The sequence below is a fragment of the Bradyrhizobium sp. ISRA464 genome (genome assembly GCF_029910095.1).
Taxonomy (GTDB): Bacteria; Pseudomonadota; Alphaproteobacteria; order Rhizobiales; family Xanthobacteraceae; genus Bradyrhizobium.
Map to the genome: position 1 here is coordinate 3,551,173 of NZ_CP094526.1, position 13,500 is coordinate 3,564,672.

Annotated in this window: 12 protein-coding genes and 1 tRNA gene; 5 read left to right on the forward strand and 8 right to left on the reverse strand. The window is 62.7% G+C overall.

Annotated elements, in window-relative coordinates:
* Nucleotides 1-28 precede the first annotated feature (28 nt).
* The 3 genes from MTX19_RS16640 to MTX19_RS39280 all read left to right on the forward strand — a co-directional run bounded on the left by MTX19_RS16640 (nucleotide 29) and on the right by MTX19_RS39280 (nucleotide 3,858).
* On the forward strand, nucleotides 29-1,582 hold the full coding sequence (locus MTX19_RS16640) for a winged helix-turn-helix domain-containing protein (RefSeq protein WP_280986062.1): 1,554 nt from the start codon (nucleotides 29-31) through the stop codon (nucleotides 1,580-1,582).
* A gap of 837 nt (nucleotides 1,583-2,419) precedes the next feature.
* Nucleotides 2,420-3,001 (forward strand): recombinase family protein, encoded by a 582-nt coding sequence (locus MTX19_RS39275; protein ID WP_348638300.1) that lies wholly within the window; start codon nucleotides 2,420-2,422, stop codon nucleotides 2,999-3,001.
* 41 nt (nucleotides 3,002-3,042) lie between these two features.
* Complete coding sequence (locus MTX19_RS39280) at nucleotides 3,043-3,858, forward strand: recombinase family protein (protein WP_348638301.1); 816 nt, start codon at nucleotides 3,043-3,045, stop codon at nucleotides 3,856-3,858.
* Nucleotides 3,859-4,003: 145 nt separating this feature from the next.
* On the opposite strand, the gene MTX19_RS16650 is transcribed toward MTX19_RS39280, so the two are convergent.
* Nucleotides 4,004-4,080: transfer RNA gene (locus tag MTX19_RS16650), tRNA-Arg, on the reverse strand.
* Nucleotides 4,081-4,182: 102 nt separating this feature from the next.
* Nucleotides 4,183-4,461 (reverse strand): hypothetical protein, encoded by a 279-nt coding sequence (locus tag MTX19_RS16655; RefSeq protein WP_280984463.1) that lies wholly within the window; start codon nucleotides 4,459-4,461, stop codon nucleotides 4,183-4,185.
* Nucleotides 4,462-4,692: 231 nt separating this feature from the next.
* Here MTX19_RS16655 and MTX19_RS16660 point away from each other — a divergent pair, with 231 nt between their 5' ends.
* Entirely contained in the window at nucleotides 4,693-5,136 is a 444-nt protein-coding gene (locus tag MTX19_RS16660; protein WP_280984464.1) for a hypothetical protein, read from the forward strand.
* Between the two features lie 16 nt (nucleotides 5,137-5,152).
* Here MTX19_RS16660 and MTX19_RS16665 read toward each other — a convergent pair whose 3' ends face one another.
* Nucleotides 5,153-7,417 (reverse strand): cation:proton antiporter, encoded by a 2,265-nt coding sequence (locus MTX19_RS16665; protein WP_280984465.1) that lies wholly within the window; start codon nucleotides 7,415-7,417, stop codon nucleotides 5,153-5,155.
* Between the two features lie 370 nt (nucleotides 7,418-7,787).
* Between MTX19_RS16665 and MTX19_RS16670 the strand changes: the two genes are divergently transcribed.
* Nucleotides 7,788-8,021 (forward strand): hypothetical protein, encoded by a 234-nt coding sequence (locus tag MTX19_RS16670; RefSeq protein WP_280984466.1) that lies wholly within the window; start codon nucleotides 7,788-7,790, stop codon nucleotides 8,019-8,021.
* 161 nt (nucleotides 8,022-8,182) lie between these two features.
* Here MTX19_RS16670 and MTX19_RS16675 read toward each other — a convergent pair whose 3' ends face one another.
* The 5 genes from MTX19_RS16675 to MTX19_RS16695 form a co-directional block, all read right to left on the reverse strand.
* Entirely contained in the window at nucleotides 8,183-8,413 is a 231-nt protein-coding gene (locus tag MTX19_RS16675; protein ID WP_280984467.1) for a hypothetical protein, read from the reverse strand.
* Between the two features lie 89 nt (nucleotides 8,414-8,502).
* Nucleotides 8,503-8,712 (reverse strand): hypothetical protein, encoded by a 210-nt coding sequence (locus MTX19_RS16680; RefSeq protein WP_280977435.1) that lies wholly within the window; start codon nucleotides 8,710-8,712, stop codon nucleotides 8,503-8,505.
* 178 nt (nucleotides 8,713-8,890) lie between these two features.
* Nucleotides 8,891-9,712: a YkgJ family cysteine cluster protein gene (locus MTX19_RS16685; protein WP_280984814.1), complete on the reverse strand. Its 822-nt coding sequence runs from the start codon at nucleotides 9,710-9,712 to the stop codon at nucleotides 8,891-8,893.
* Nucleotides 9,713-9,961: 249 nt separating this feature from the next.
* Entirely contained in the window at nucleotides 9,962-11,329 is a 1,368-nt protein-coding gene (locus MTX19_RS16690; protein WP_280984468.1) for an HlyD family type I secretion periplasmic adaptor subunit, read from the reverse strand.
* Between the two features lie 30 nt (nucleotides 11,330-11,359).
* Nucleotides 11,360-13,210 (reverse strand): type I secretion system permease/ATPase, encoded by a 1,851-nt coding sequence (locus MTX19_RS16695; protein WP_280986063.1) that lies wholly within the window; start codon nucleotides 13,208-13,210, stop codon nucleotides 11,360-11,362.
* Nucleotides 13,211-13,500 lie beyond the last annotated feature (290 nt).

Genomic DNA, 13,500 nt, shown 5'->3' on the forward strand with positions numbered 1-13,500 from the left:
TCGGAGCGGCAAGTTAGAGAGCGGCGGCATGCGCCTTCACTTCGATCAGTGCGTCCTGGACACGGAGCGTCGGGAGCTCCGCCGTGGACTGGCTCCCGTGCCGGTGCAGCCTCAGGTCTTCGATCTGTTGGTCTATCTGATTGAGAACCGCGGTCGCGTCGTTAGCAAGGATGACCTCCTCCTCGCGGTCTGGAACGGACGGATCGTGTCCGAATCGACGCTCATCAGCCGCATCAATGCAGCACGCCGCGCAATCGGCGACAACGGCGATCAACAACGCCTGATCCGGACGGTCGCGCGCAAGGGTGTGCGGTTCGTCGGCGAGGTACGGGGGCAATTGGACAGCGTTGCGTCATCGGACCTGGCGCGGGAGACGCCGATTGTCAGCCTCGCGCCGCCAGACCGGCCCTCGATTGCGGTCCTGCCTTTCGTTAACATGTCGAACGATCCCGACCAGGATTTCTTCGCCGACGGAATCACCGAGGACATCACGGCGGCGCTCAGCCGCATCCGTCAGTTCTTCGTGATCGCGCGCAACGCAACACAGCGATACAAGCAAGCGCCGCTAGATTTGCGTGAGATCGCCGCGACGCTCGGTGTGCGCTATGTGGTGGAAGGCAGCGTGCGCAACGCCGAAGGGCGCGTCAGAGTTTCGGCTCAACTCCTCGACGGCCTCAGTGGGAACCATATCTGGACGGAGCGCTTCGACCGCAAGCTGGACGATATATTCGCTGTCCAGGATGAGATCGCCTTGGGGATCGCCGGGCAGATCGAGCCCGAGCTCAGCCGCGCCGAGTATGAGCGGACCAAGGCGACGCCACCGGAGAATCTTGGTGCCTGGGAGCTCTTCCATCGTGGAATGGCGCTGATCGCGAAGCGCACCCGGGAGGGCAACGTCGAAGCCCGCCAGTTGCTCGAAAGATCGTTGAGCCTCGACCCCAACTTCGCACCAGCCCATGCGGCGATCGCCTGGAGCCAGGCAGAGGACCTCTTCTTTTGCTTTGCTGTTCACGATTCAAGGGACATTTTCGACCGGGCACGCCGGGCCGCAACCCTCGATGATCGCGATCCCCTGTCGCATCTTGCGCTCGCCTGGGCGCTGACCTTCATGCGTCAGCCGGATTCCGCGATCGACGCGGTGAAACGGGCGATCGCGCTTAGTCCAAGCTTTGCCCATGCCCATGCGATCCTGGGTCGGCTGCTGATTCAGTCCGGCCGATGTCTTGAGGGCATCGCGGAGGCCGAACAGGCGATCCGTCTGAGCCCCTTCGCGCCAAACGCACGGCAATATCTCAACGTTCTTGCAGTCGGGCATTTCTACCTCGGTGAGTACGCCAAAGCCATCGAGATCGCCCGTCAGGCTATCCAGACTTTTGACACTTGGGTGCCACGGATGCTCATTACGTCGTCGCTAGGTCATCTCGGCGATCGCGCGAACGCCGAGCAGGCGCGCGTCGAACTGGAGAAGCACCACCCTCGATTTTCCATTGCTCAGGCGCGGCGTGACTACGTGGTCTTCGACGAACGATGTCTCGAACGTCTGCTAACCGGTCTGCGCAGGGCCGGCGTACCGGAAAGCTAACGGGCACCGTCCGCCTTGGGGTCATTCGCGTCGATATTGCCAAGTCCGCCTTCTCATCCGCTATCGGCGATTACCCGACATTTCCGACCGAGAGCCGCGTGCTTGTCATTAGGATTGATGGGTCGCAGATCTCGACCAATTGGGACGGCAAGATAAAAGCGACGGTGTCACTCCGTGCCGTCGGGGGTCGTAAGTGTCTGTGTGCACATTGTTTTAGATGGCACTGTGACGGCACCGTGCAAAACGCCCCAGTGCCGCTTCAACGGAAAAAGCGTTTGGAATCAATATCCCGAGCGCCGCCCATCGCAGCGTAGCGGTTTGCCAGCGCGTGCTGGGGACGGTATCGGGCCATGATCGCATGGGAGACCGCTGCCGGACCAACGGTGCGCCGTCAAGGCTCGCGCTGCGCGCGACCGGCTCCGCCGGCTTGCGGCCTTGACTGCGCTCCGCTGGCCCGGCTCTTTGTCGCCATGCGATCATGGCTTGCTGTGCGCGGTTGCGCTAAAGCTGCAGAGGAAGTGCGAGATCGCAGCGCTGTAGCGGGACGTGGCGTAGACTTCGGCCGTTCTGTAGATCGGCCAAGCTTGCCACAGTGGCGCCATGGCTTCCTCCCAAGATTCGCGGAGACAACACGCGCCGCTTGACGATCTCTACGACTACGCGGCGGCGCCCCGTCGTCGTGACCGACGACGGGCGAAGCGCGATTCGATAACTTGGATGGTGGCGGATGACTGGCCGGAGGACGTGCCGGTGACGGATGCAGAGATCGACGTGTTCGAGGCGTGGTTCGGCGAACTATTCGACGATTTGTTTTGAAAGGGTTAAGGGGGCATCACCATGGCTGCAACGGTTCGGGCGGCTCTCTATCTCCGAATCTCGACGGGGCGGCAAGCCGACAACGATCTCTCCATCCCGGATCAGCGCCGCCAGGCGAAAGCCTACTGTGCGTCGCGCGGCTGGGAGATCATCGCTGACTATGTCGAGCCCGGTGCTTCCGCGACCGACGATCGGCGGCCGGAGTTCCAGCGCATGATCGACGCGGCGACCGCCAAGCCATCTGCGTTCGACGTTGTCCTGGTGCACAGCTTCAGCCGCTTCTTCCGCGACCAGTTCCAGCTTGAGTTCTACGTCCGCCAGCTTGCCAAGAATGGCGTGCGGCTAGTGTCGATCACCCAAGAACTCGGCGACGATCCCATGAGCAACATGATCCGCCAGATCATGGCGCTGTTCGACGAATACCAGTCCAAGGAGAACGCCAAGCATACGTTGCGGGCGATGAAGGAGAATGCACGGCAAGGCTTCTGGAACGGTGCGTTGCCGCCGATCGGCTACCGCATCGTGAACGCCGCCGAGCAGCGCGGCCACCGCACCAAGAAGACGCTGGAGATCGACCCCATCCAAGCCGAAACCGTGCGCTGATCTTCCGCCTGGCGCGCGAGGGGAACGGCTCTTCGGGGCCAATGGGCGTCAAATCGATCGCCAAACATCTCAACGAAGCCAGCATCCGAACGCGCGATGGCGGGCGCTGGGACGTCGATGCCGTGCACAAGGTGCTGACGCGAACAACCTATGTCGGCCGCCACCGCTTCAACACCAAGTATTGGAAGACGCGCGAGCGCAAACCGGAGGCTGAGTTGGTCGAAATGGCGGTGCCGCCGATCATCGACATGGCCGAGTTCGAGGCGGTGCAGACGCTGCTCAAGACGCGGAGCCCCGCAATGACAGCGCCACGCATCGTCAGCGGGCCGACCCTCCTTACCGGCATCTTTTGCGCAGCCTGCGGCGGGGCGATGACGCTGAGGACCGGGAAGAGCGGGAGATACAAATATTACACCTGCTCGACCAAGGCCCGGCAGGGCGAGACCGGCTGCAAGGGCCGCACCGTTCCCATGGAAAAGCTCGACAGTGTGGTGGCCGAGCAAATTGAGCAGCGCCTCTTGCAGCCCACACGTCTCGAGGAAGTCCTATCGGCCGTCCTGCATCGTCGGGAAGAGCGCGCCGAGCGCCGAACTGCGCAAGCGTGCGGCCGAGGCGGAAGCCAAGCTCAAGCGGCTGTACGACGCCATCGAAAACGGAATCGCCGACGTCTCCGATCCGCTGCTCAAGGATCGCGTGACCGAGCTGAAGTCCGTCCGCGACCAGGCCCGCGCCGACGCAGAGCGGGCCGAGGGCGCGCTCGATCGAGCCGTACCGAGCATCACACCCCAGACGCTCAAGACCTTCGCCAGCCAGGCCCGCAGGCGGATGCGGACCGAGTCGGGCGGCTACCGCCGTGACCATCTTCGCGCCCTGGCCCAGCGCATCGAGGTGGACGCGAAAGAAGTTCGCATCATGGGATCGAAAAGCGTGCTCCTGCGCACGCTCTTCGCCGGATCGAGCGAAAAATCGGCAGGTTTTGGAGTGCCCAGTTTTGTACCGAAGTGGCGCGCTCGGAGAGATTCGAACTCCCGACCCTCGGAATCGAAATCCGATGCTCTATCCAGCTGAGCTACGAGCGCGTTGGCCAGAGGTCGCTTAGCAGACCTGAGCCGAAACGGCCAGCGGCCGCTGACCGCGTTTTTGGGCGACCTGGCGACAGGTTCGCGTGAAGGGGACGGATCTCACTCGCAGGGATGCCGGCGGTGGTCCTGGCCGATATAGGCGGCCGCGCTCTGATAGCATTTGTTGCTGGAGGGGCCGTCGTAATAGGCAAAGCGGCCGGGCGTCAGGCCGGGGCCGTAATTGTGCAGGTAGCTGATGTGGTAGGGCAGGCCGCGATGGACGTGGTGCCGGTAATGGTGGTGCCGGTGGTGCGGGTAAACGGAGAGGTCGGCCGCGACCGCCGGGGCGACGGCAAAGACGGCAATGGCCGTGGCGGCGAAAAGCTTCAGTCTGGTCATTAGCGGCCTCCTGACATCGCGCTGGAATCGGCATTTTCGGCCGATCCATCATCTATTTAACCCGAAATCGGGCGAAAAGCTGCGGGAAATCAGTCACAGCGCGCCAAATTTCGCCTTTTTGCGCATGCTTAACGGATTGCCAACACAGTCCGGCCAGAGTCTTGCGGTCAGGTCCGGCCTCCGGCCGACCTTCCGCCGATATTCTTTGGGCACTTCGGTTTCGAACATTCGATGCGCATCACGCCCCTTGCCGTGCTGTTTCTCGTCCTGGCCGCCGCGCCTGCGCGGGCCGATTTGCACATCACGCGTGACCATGGCGGCTATGTCGAGGAGTACAAGGCCAAGTACAAGCGCATCCGCGACCGCGGCGAGCGCGTCATCATCGACGGCATCTGCAACTCGGCCTGTACGCTGGTGTTCGGCATCGTGCCGATGAACAAGATCTGCGTCACGCCGCGGGCGAGCCTCGGCTTCCACCTGGCCTATTACGACAAGGCCTTCACCTTCGGCATCAAGGTCACCAGTCTCGAGGGCACCTCGGACCTGATGTCCTACTACCCCAGCTCGGTGAAGGACTGGATCCGCCGCAACGGCGGGCTCACCACCGAGATGAAGAAGATCAAAAACGGGCCCGAACTCTGGAAGATCGTCGATCCCTGCCCGGACGAGTGGTAGGGCGCCCCAGAGCGCCTCAGTCCTTCGGCCTGACCTCGCCATCCGACACCAGCAACACCGACGCCTTGGATTTGGCGAGCACGGCTGCGGCGACGCTGCCGAAATCCAGGCTGTCGCCCCGGATGCGGTCGACACCGATGACGACGAGATCGGCGCCGACAGCCGCGATCTGCTGCAGGATCGCCACTTCGGGCGCCGTGTTGGCGCGCAAGGTCGTGGCCACCCGGACATCGTAGCGCGCGGCGGTCGCCGCGATGTCCTTCAGGATCGCTTCCTCGCGAGCCAGCGACATGCTGGCGCCGGTCCGGCGCGCACCCTTGTCGCGCGTGGTCGAGACATAGATGACCTGTAAGGGCTCCGTGCCGAGCCGCGCCAGCGCGATCGCCACGTCGGCGCCGCGGCGCGAGACATTGCTGCCGGAGACCGGAACCAGGATCCTGCGGGCGTTGGCGGTCGGCTCCTTCCGGTGGACGCCCTTCGCAGCCGCGATCGCGAGCGGACCGTCGAAGCCGGACGTCAGATCGTCGATCCGCTTGTCGAACCCGCCGTCGCCGCTGGCGACTTTGTCCATGCCGACCACGAGCAGGTCGAAACCCTTCTTGGCCTCCTCGGCGATCGCCTCCGCCGCGATCTTCTCCGGCGCGCGGGTGAGGACATCGACATCGCCGCCGCCGTCAGGTTCGGCCTCGGCGCTCGCCTTGGCCGCGTTGATGACCGCTGTCTCCGGGCTTTCCTTCTCGTTGCGCTTCTTCTCCTGCCGCCTGGCGCGCATCCCGACATGCAGCACCGTGATCGGCAGGCCGCGTCCGCCGGCGAGGAGGCCTGCGAGATGCGCCGCGAACTTGGCGTTGATGCTTTCGTCGACCGCGAGCAGCAGCCGCTCGAGATTGGCGACAAAGCCGCGCTGCTCATATTCCTCGCGCTCCAGCCGTTCCTTCTCCTCCTTGCCGAGCGGAAGCCTTGCCAGCGCGTCGCGCAGCGTCGGCGGCATCGCCATCGTGGTCAGGATCGCCATAGTGACGATCATCGAGAACATGGTCTGGCTGAGCACGCCCACCTGGAGTCCGATAGTTGCGATGATCACTTCGGTCGAGCCCCGCGCATTCATGCCGCTCGCCAGCGCATAGGATTCCTGCCGCGTCAGGCCGCCGAGCGCGCCGCCGACAAAGGCGCCGCCGAACTTGCCGATGCTGGCGATCAGCACCAGCGCCGCGGTCAGCAGCAGCAGCGACGGATCCTTCAGCACGGTCAGATCGGCGCTCAGCCCCGCAAGCCCGAAGAAGACCGGCATGAACAGGCTCGAGATCAGTCCGCGCAGCCGCTCGTCGATCTGCCGGGTCAGGATCGGGGATTCCCCAACCAGCACGCCGGCGACGAAGGCGCCGAGCACGGTGTGGACGCCGATCAGATGCGTGATCATCGCCATCACGCTCATCAGCAGCAGGATAACCGTGATCACCGCGGCCGAGCTCGCCAGATTGTCGTTGGCCCAGCGGATCAACCGGAACACCAGCCGCCGGCCGATCGTGAAGCTGACCGCGAGGAAGGCGAGGGTGCCGAACAGCGCCTTCGAGACCGACAGCAGATCGAGACTGCCGCGCGAGGCCAGGCTGAAGATGATGGCGATGATGATCCAGCCGATCGTGTCGTCGATGATCGCGGAGGCGACGATGATCTGGCCGACATTGCGCCGCATGAAGTTCATCTCGCGCACCACGACGGCGACGATCTTCACCGATGAGATCGAGAGCGCCGTGCCGAGGAACAGCGAGGCGATCAGCCGTGCCTCGGGATGCGGCAGCAGGCTCTGCGGCAGCACCTGGCCGAGCGCAAAGCCGCAGACGAACGGCACCGCGATGCCCGCGATCGAGATCGTCATCGCGGCGCGGCCGACCTTGCGCACCAGCTTGAGGTCGGTCTCCATTCCGGTCAGCAGCAACAAGAGCAGGATACCGAACTGTGCGACGCCGTCGATCAGCGCCTTTTGCTCGCCGGATGACGGAAAGATCGCAGCCTGCGCCGACGGCCACACCCAGCCCAACAGGGACGGGCCGAGCAGCAGGCCGCCCAGCAGCTCGCCGATGACGGAGGGCTGGCCGATCCGCTGCATCAATTCGCCGAGGCCGCGCCCGACCGCGATCAGCAGCGCGACCTGAACCAGGAAAGTGAATTCCGACGCGCGGCTCGCCTGACCGCCCTCGGCGTCGGCGGCCGTCACCGTCGCAAGCAGAACGACGACCGCCCAGATCGTCGGTTGAAGCCGCCCCCTGCGGATCAGCATTGCGTCTCCGATTGCCTGATTAGCGTTCCGCGGGCCGCTCGACCCGCACCTCAAGCCTCTGGCCAGAACCATCAACGCACAGGTTCCAAAAGCGATCCGTACAGTCGCCACGGGGCCTGCCGCTTGGAACCGAGCCCAGGCCAATCCGTTTTGTCTTCATGATGTCAGATGACCCAATGCCAATGGGCTAGGCCGGCGTTCCGCGTGCGGCCATGCCCGCACGAATGGAGTGCTGAGATGTCGACACGAACCAATCTTTCGAAAGCAGAACTTGCGCGCAGCGCCGCCGGTGCCGCTTCGGCCCTGGTGCTGTGCGGGTTGGTCTTGTTCGCTGTCGCCCATCATCTGAGTGGCGGGTAGAGGCGCATCCATGGAAGGCAGGGCGGAAGCGAACACGGAAGGCGACGACGCGCGGATCGCGCGAGCCTCGCGGGCGATCCGCGCAATGTCCGACGAGCTCAAGGCCGATCTGGATGGGGCGGCTTGCGGCACCAACCGGTCGCAGCCGGACCCGCTGCGGCGGCTGCGCGACGTTGCGCGCACGGCGCCGGTTCAGGCGCTAGGCATCGCCTTCCTACTTGGAGTGATCGTCGCGCGCCGCTGACTGACAGTGCCTCGTGTTGCGGGTCCAGCCGGTGAACCCACGCCCGGCGCTCGGCCCACGATCCGGAACGCCACGCGTCTCATAGCCTCAATGTGTGCGGCCTGCCGTTTCCGCTTGTCGGCATGGTGGATTTGTCGCCTCTCGGGAGGGCTGCCTCCCGTCTATCTCTTGTCGGCAGGCGGGGGATCCTCACTGTCCTCGTCATCGTTCGCCGGTGCCGAACGCACGATCTCGAATCTGGAGCGGCTGAAGCGGCCCAGGCTGCCCAGCTCGTAATAGTCATCTCGCTCGTGGACTTTGGTCACCTCATAGATATGTCCCACGGTGAGCGTGTTTCGCTGCAACGTGTTGTCGATGCAGCGAACACGGAAGATCTTGCCAGTGTCGACCATGCCGTCATCCTCGGTTATTGGCTGGCTTTGATCGCTCGCGCGGCACGGTCTCCCGCGAGCCATCGCTGAACCCGTTGCGATCGCAGGGATCACGAATTCCGTTTCGGCGGATCAATCAGCTCGCCGTCGCCTGACACGAACCTCATTTGATAGCCGGCCGGAAGCACCTGACCGGCTGCATCGTCCGCGACCGGGACATCAAGGACGAGCCCGGATATCAACGCATGTTCCCAGGCTTCCTTTTCGGTCGGAAAGGCCTGGTCGATTTGGCGATCGCGATCGAACAGTGCGTAGGGCATCCTGTTTCTTCCCGAGCATGAACACCGATCAAAGGAGGTGTCGCAGGTCCCATGCAACATCACGAAAACGCTTGTCGCGTGGAGGCGTTCCAACGCCCGCGGCTGACATCGATATCCTGTCGCGCTCTCTGCTCGTATCGGGTTTGCACGATCGCGCCGCGTTCAGGCGCGATCGTCTCTAGGGCGCGGCGTGCAGGTTTTTCGTCAGCCGGAGAAGGGTGGGCCGATAGGGCGGGTGAGGGTCGTCGTCATCGGGGATGGCGCAATAGCCGAGCTCTTGCTGGATGCGCTGGATCTCGATGACGCGATCGTTCAACCGCTGCAAATGCTCGAGCGACCTAGCCCTCCAGTAGCGGAAGGTATCATGCGAGGTGGGCACGAAGGCCGTGCCGAACAGCGTCGGATCGGGAACGACGGTTCGCCCGAGCAGGAGAAATCTGTCGGAACCTACGATGACGAGCGTGGCATAGCGGCGGCTTCCGCCTACCCTGATTCCGTCGAGGGACAATTCGCAGAGCTTGCTGAAATACGGCTCCTCTTGCCACCGGTCGGGACAATCGAGATCGACCTGCACGTTGAGTGCGTCCAAGCCGAAATGCGGCACAATGCCTGATTTTTCGGGAAACCAGTCGTCATCGAGATGACCCTGCAGCCAGGCACAACTGAACGACCGGCACTGCCGGGGACGCTGTGCATAGATATCGCATCCTCCGCCGGCCATGATGTGCTTGCAGGACTGGTTGACCGGTTTGCCGATATCGGTCACTTCAAGCACCTTGCAGCAGAGGGTGCAGGACCCGCACTCCCGGACGGTCGGTGTCACCGGTATGCCGAGGGCCCAGCAGCCCTGACTCTCGCGGAAGACCAGGTTCTGCTTCTCCAGTGCGTTCAACGCACGCTCGACCTTAAGCCGGGATAATCCGGTCGCGTCGACAATACCCTTCGTCGTCGCCGCGCCACTCTCGATCGCACGCACGACGACCAACGTCACTTGATCCATTCTTCTTGCCGGCTGTCTGTTGTGCCTGGTTTGTTGGGCGCCAACATCAGCGGCGATCAATCGCCGATATGCTGGCATCCGACTCGTCGCGGCCGAGGGCCGCGCGATTACATCATAGACTATCCGCGAGAGCAGGACGCCGCACCGCCTAAACCTGCATGGCTTCCTTGAAGACAAATCGTCGTGAATGGCACGAGTCAGCTACTCCGGAGGCTTCCAACTTCGGAATCTCTGCGCAATGCGAGCGGCTTACCGCTCCCGGAATGCCCGTGTCATGCTGTCTTCAAGCGGCTTTGCGATGTACTGAAGGAAAGTCCGCTCCGTGGTCTTGATGAAGACCTCTGCCGGCATTCCGGGCGTCGGGCGGAAATTCGGCAGCTTCGCAGCTTCTGCCGCATTCAAGCGGACCCTCACGACGTAGACGTCCGTAGGACCCACTTGCATGGACTTGTGCTCATCCGGCAGGGAATCCGCCGAAAGATAGATGACATCGCCGCTGATCATCGGTGTGACGCGCTGGCTGAGCGCGGTGAGCCGTACCATCGCATGCTGACCCCGCCTCACGCTATCGATATCCTGCGGCCTCACGCGCGCCTCGATGATGAGTTCAGCGTTGAGCGGCAGGATCTCCATGATCGGCTTGCCAGGTTCCACGACTCCTCCTTCGGTGTGATACCGCATCTTGACCACGATACCTTCAACCGGAGCTACTATGTTCACTCGATCGAGCACCGCCTGGGCACTAAGAACCCGCTCGTTGACGTCTGCAAGCTCGCCACGGACGTCGCGCAACTGATCGACCGCCTTCTTCACCGCGTCCCTTCGTAATCCGGTGATTTGCTCCTGGGAACGGGCGATGCGTTCCTTGGCGTCACCAATGTCGGCCATGATTCGCCCAACTTCACCTTCGAGGTTCACTTTGGTCCGTTGCAACAGCAGGAGATCCGGCTTCTTCACCAGACCGGATTGGAGAAGATACTGTTTCGTGTCGATATCCTCATCGAGCAGGTGCATCTGACGCTTGACACTGTCGAGTTGCACTTTCGAACCTTCGATGCGCTCTTCGATCGCCTTGATGCTCGCCTCGACTGCGGCGATATCGCTCTTCAGATTGTTGCGGCGGGCAACAAGCGTCATGCGTTGAGTATTCAGAATCTCCAGGATTTCCGGATCGCTCGCCTTTTCAGTCAAGTCGTGTGGAAAGCTGACCGCGTCCTGCTCGTGGATTTCGGCCTGCAAGCGAGTGTCCTCTGCAATGAGGCGGCTCTGTCGGATCTGCAGCCGTCGCAGTTCAGCCTTAGGCGTTGTGGGATCCAGCTCCATCAATGTCTGGCCGGCCTGGACAACGTTTCCTTCCCGCACGGCAATCTTCCGGATGACGCCTCCCTCGAGATGTTGGATCGTCTTGTTTTCACCTGTCGCGACGAACACGCCTGAGGCAACCACCGCACCGGCGATCGGGGCCGTGGTGCCCCACACGCCAAAGCCCATGACGGTGGACGCGATGATCAGGATCCCGCCGAGCGTGGCTGCCTTCGTAGAGCGCGGAAGATCCGCATCCCAGGATGGCCGTTCCTGGACCCGTTTTCGCCTGACTGCCTCAATGAGGAACTTCATGGATAAGCCCCTGGATACACTGTACGCGCTTCACGCATCGAGGATCGGCGCGCCGCCCGGAGATGGCCCGCCGCCGCTCGGCGGCTTGCGGCCGGAAAGGAGATGGATCATTTCATCTCGCGCTCCGAACGCCTGCACTGATCCATTCTGCAGGATCATGATCCTGTCGACGCTCTGCAGCAGCGCGGGGCGCTGCGTGACCGCCACGATGGTCGTGCCTTTTTGCTTGGCCCGCATCAGCGCCTTGGCCAGCGCCAGTTCTCCACTTGTATCGAGATTGGCATTCGGTTCGTCCAGCACGACGAGGCGTGGGCTACCGTAGAACGCGCGAGCCAGTCCGATCCGCTGCCGCTGGCCTCCCGACAGGGGGCTGCCATCCATGCCGATGACGGTCTCGTATCCTTGAGGAAACTCAGCAATCATCTCGTGCACATCAGCGGTTTCCGCAGCATCGAAAATGTCCGCGTCGCGTGCATCCTCCCGCATGCGCGCGATATTGGCTTTGATAGACGCAGGAAAGAGCTGAACGTCCTGCGGCAGGTAGCCGACGCATTCCCCGAACTGGCGAGGATCCCAGTTACGCAGATCCATCAGGTCGAGCCTTACGTTGCCGGCGGTGGGGATGATGGAGCCGACGAGCATCCTAGCGAGCATGGTCTTGCCGGTGCCGGACGGACCGACAATCGCGAGGGATTCGCCGGGATCGAGCTGAAAGCTCACGCCGTTCAGGATCACCTTCTTCGTGGGCGGCGGGACGTAGAGAATGCGCTCGACGCTGAGACGCCCTTCCGGCCTCGGCAACCGCAGCCGACGCAGGTTGAGCGGGGTATTTTGCAGAAGCGTCTTGATGCGCTGATAGGCGGACCGCGCGTGAACGTAGCTCCGCCATCCCTCGATCGTGCCTTCAAGCGGAGCAAGCGCGCGGCTGGACACAATGGAGGCGGCAATGATCATGCCACCGGTGAGGTGCGCCTCGAGCGCGAGGACCGCACCCCAGCCGAGGATCGAGATCTGCGTCCCCAACCTCAGGAATTTGGAGAGGCCGGTCATGAGGATGTTGCGATCCTGAGCGATCACCTGCGCTTTGAGGGACTCTACCGTCTCTTGGCCCCACACTCGAACGCCCTCGGGAATCATGCCCATGGCGTTTATGACCTGCGCGTTGCGCGCCATGGCTTCGGCCTGAAGGTTGGCGCGGGTTACGAAGGCACTCGCTCGGGTAAACGGATCGGCGGTGACGTGCTGGTTCAGCAAGGCGAGCCCGGTCAGGCCAAGACCAGCTACGGTGACGATCAATCCAAGCTGCGGGTGAATGAGGAACACCACGATCAAATAGATGGGCGCAATCGGCGCATCGAACATTGTCAGCAAGACCGGTCCGGTCATGAAGGACCGAAGCTGCTGCAGGTCGGCAAGTGTCTGGAATTCGCGGCTTGAGCCACTCTGTGCCGCCTTCGCCGCCGCACTGAGCACAGGACCGCCAAGCCGCGCCTCGGTATCAACGGCAACGCGCATGAGAATGAAACGACGCATCATGTCCATGAGCACATGTGCTGCGATCGCAAATATAACGATTGTCGTGAGCATGATCAGGGTGTCGATGCTCCGGCTCGTCAGAACGCGATCGGACATGTTGAAAAGATAGATTGGAATCGACAGCGCCAGCAGGTTGACGACAAATGAGAAGATTCCAATCGTCAGAAAATTTCGCTTGATCGACGCGAGTCCCTTGGAAAGAGTTTCCCGGTATTCGTCGCCTCCCGTGGCCTTCTGCAATGGCGACGATCCGCCGCCACCGCCTCCGCCGCTCCTCGTTCCGCCGCCGTTCGATCCGCCTGAATTTGATACTTTGCGTTCTTCCCCCGCAGCATTGACCGCCACGCCCGATTCTCCCCCCTTCGCCAGCGGAGGACTCGCCTGCGGGTCTTTCGAGTGTACCTGCGGATGCCTTGTCTCGGCCAGCTGACTGACTGCCGGGCCGGAAGCCGCTATGTCTGCACGGTTTGAGGTCCGGACCTCACCCAGTTCGTCAGGAGCGGCGACAGCATCATGGCGGGCGGCTCTCGGATCGAACCTCAAGACGTTGGGCGCTCGCGCGTTCTCGCCGGTCCGCGCGGTGTCCGATGAACTTCCTATGCCCCATTTGTCCATCACACGGCCCTTCCGCCTGC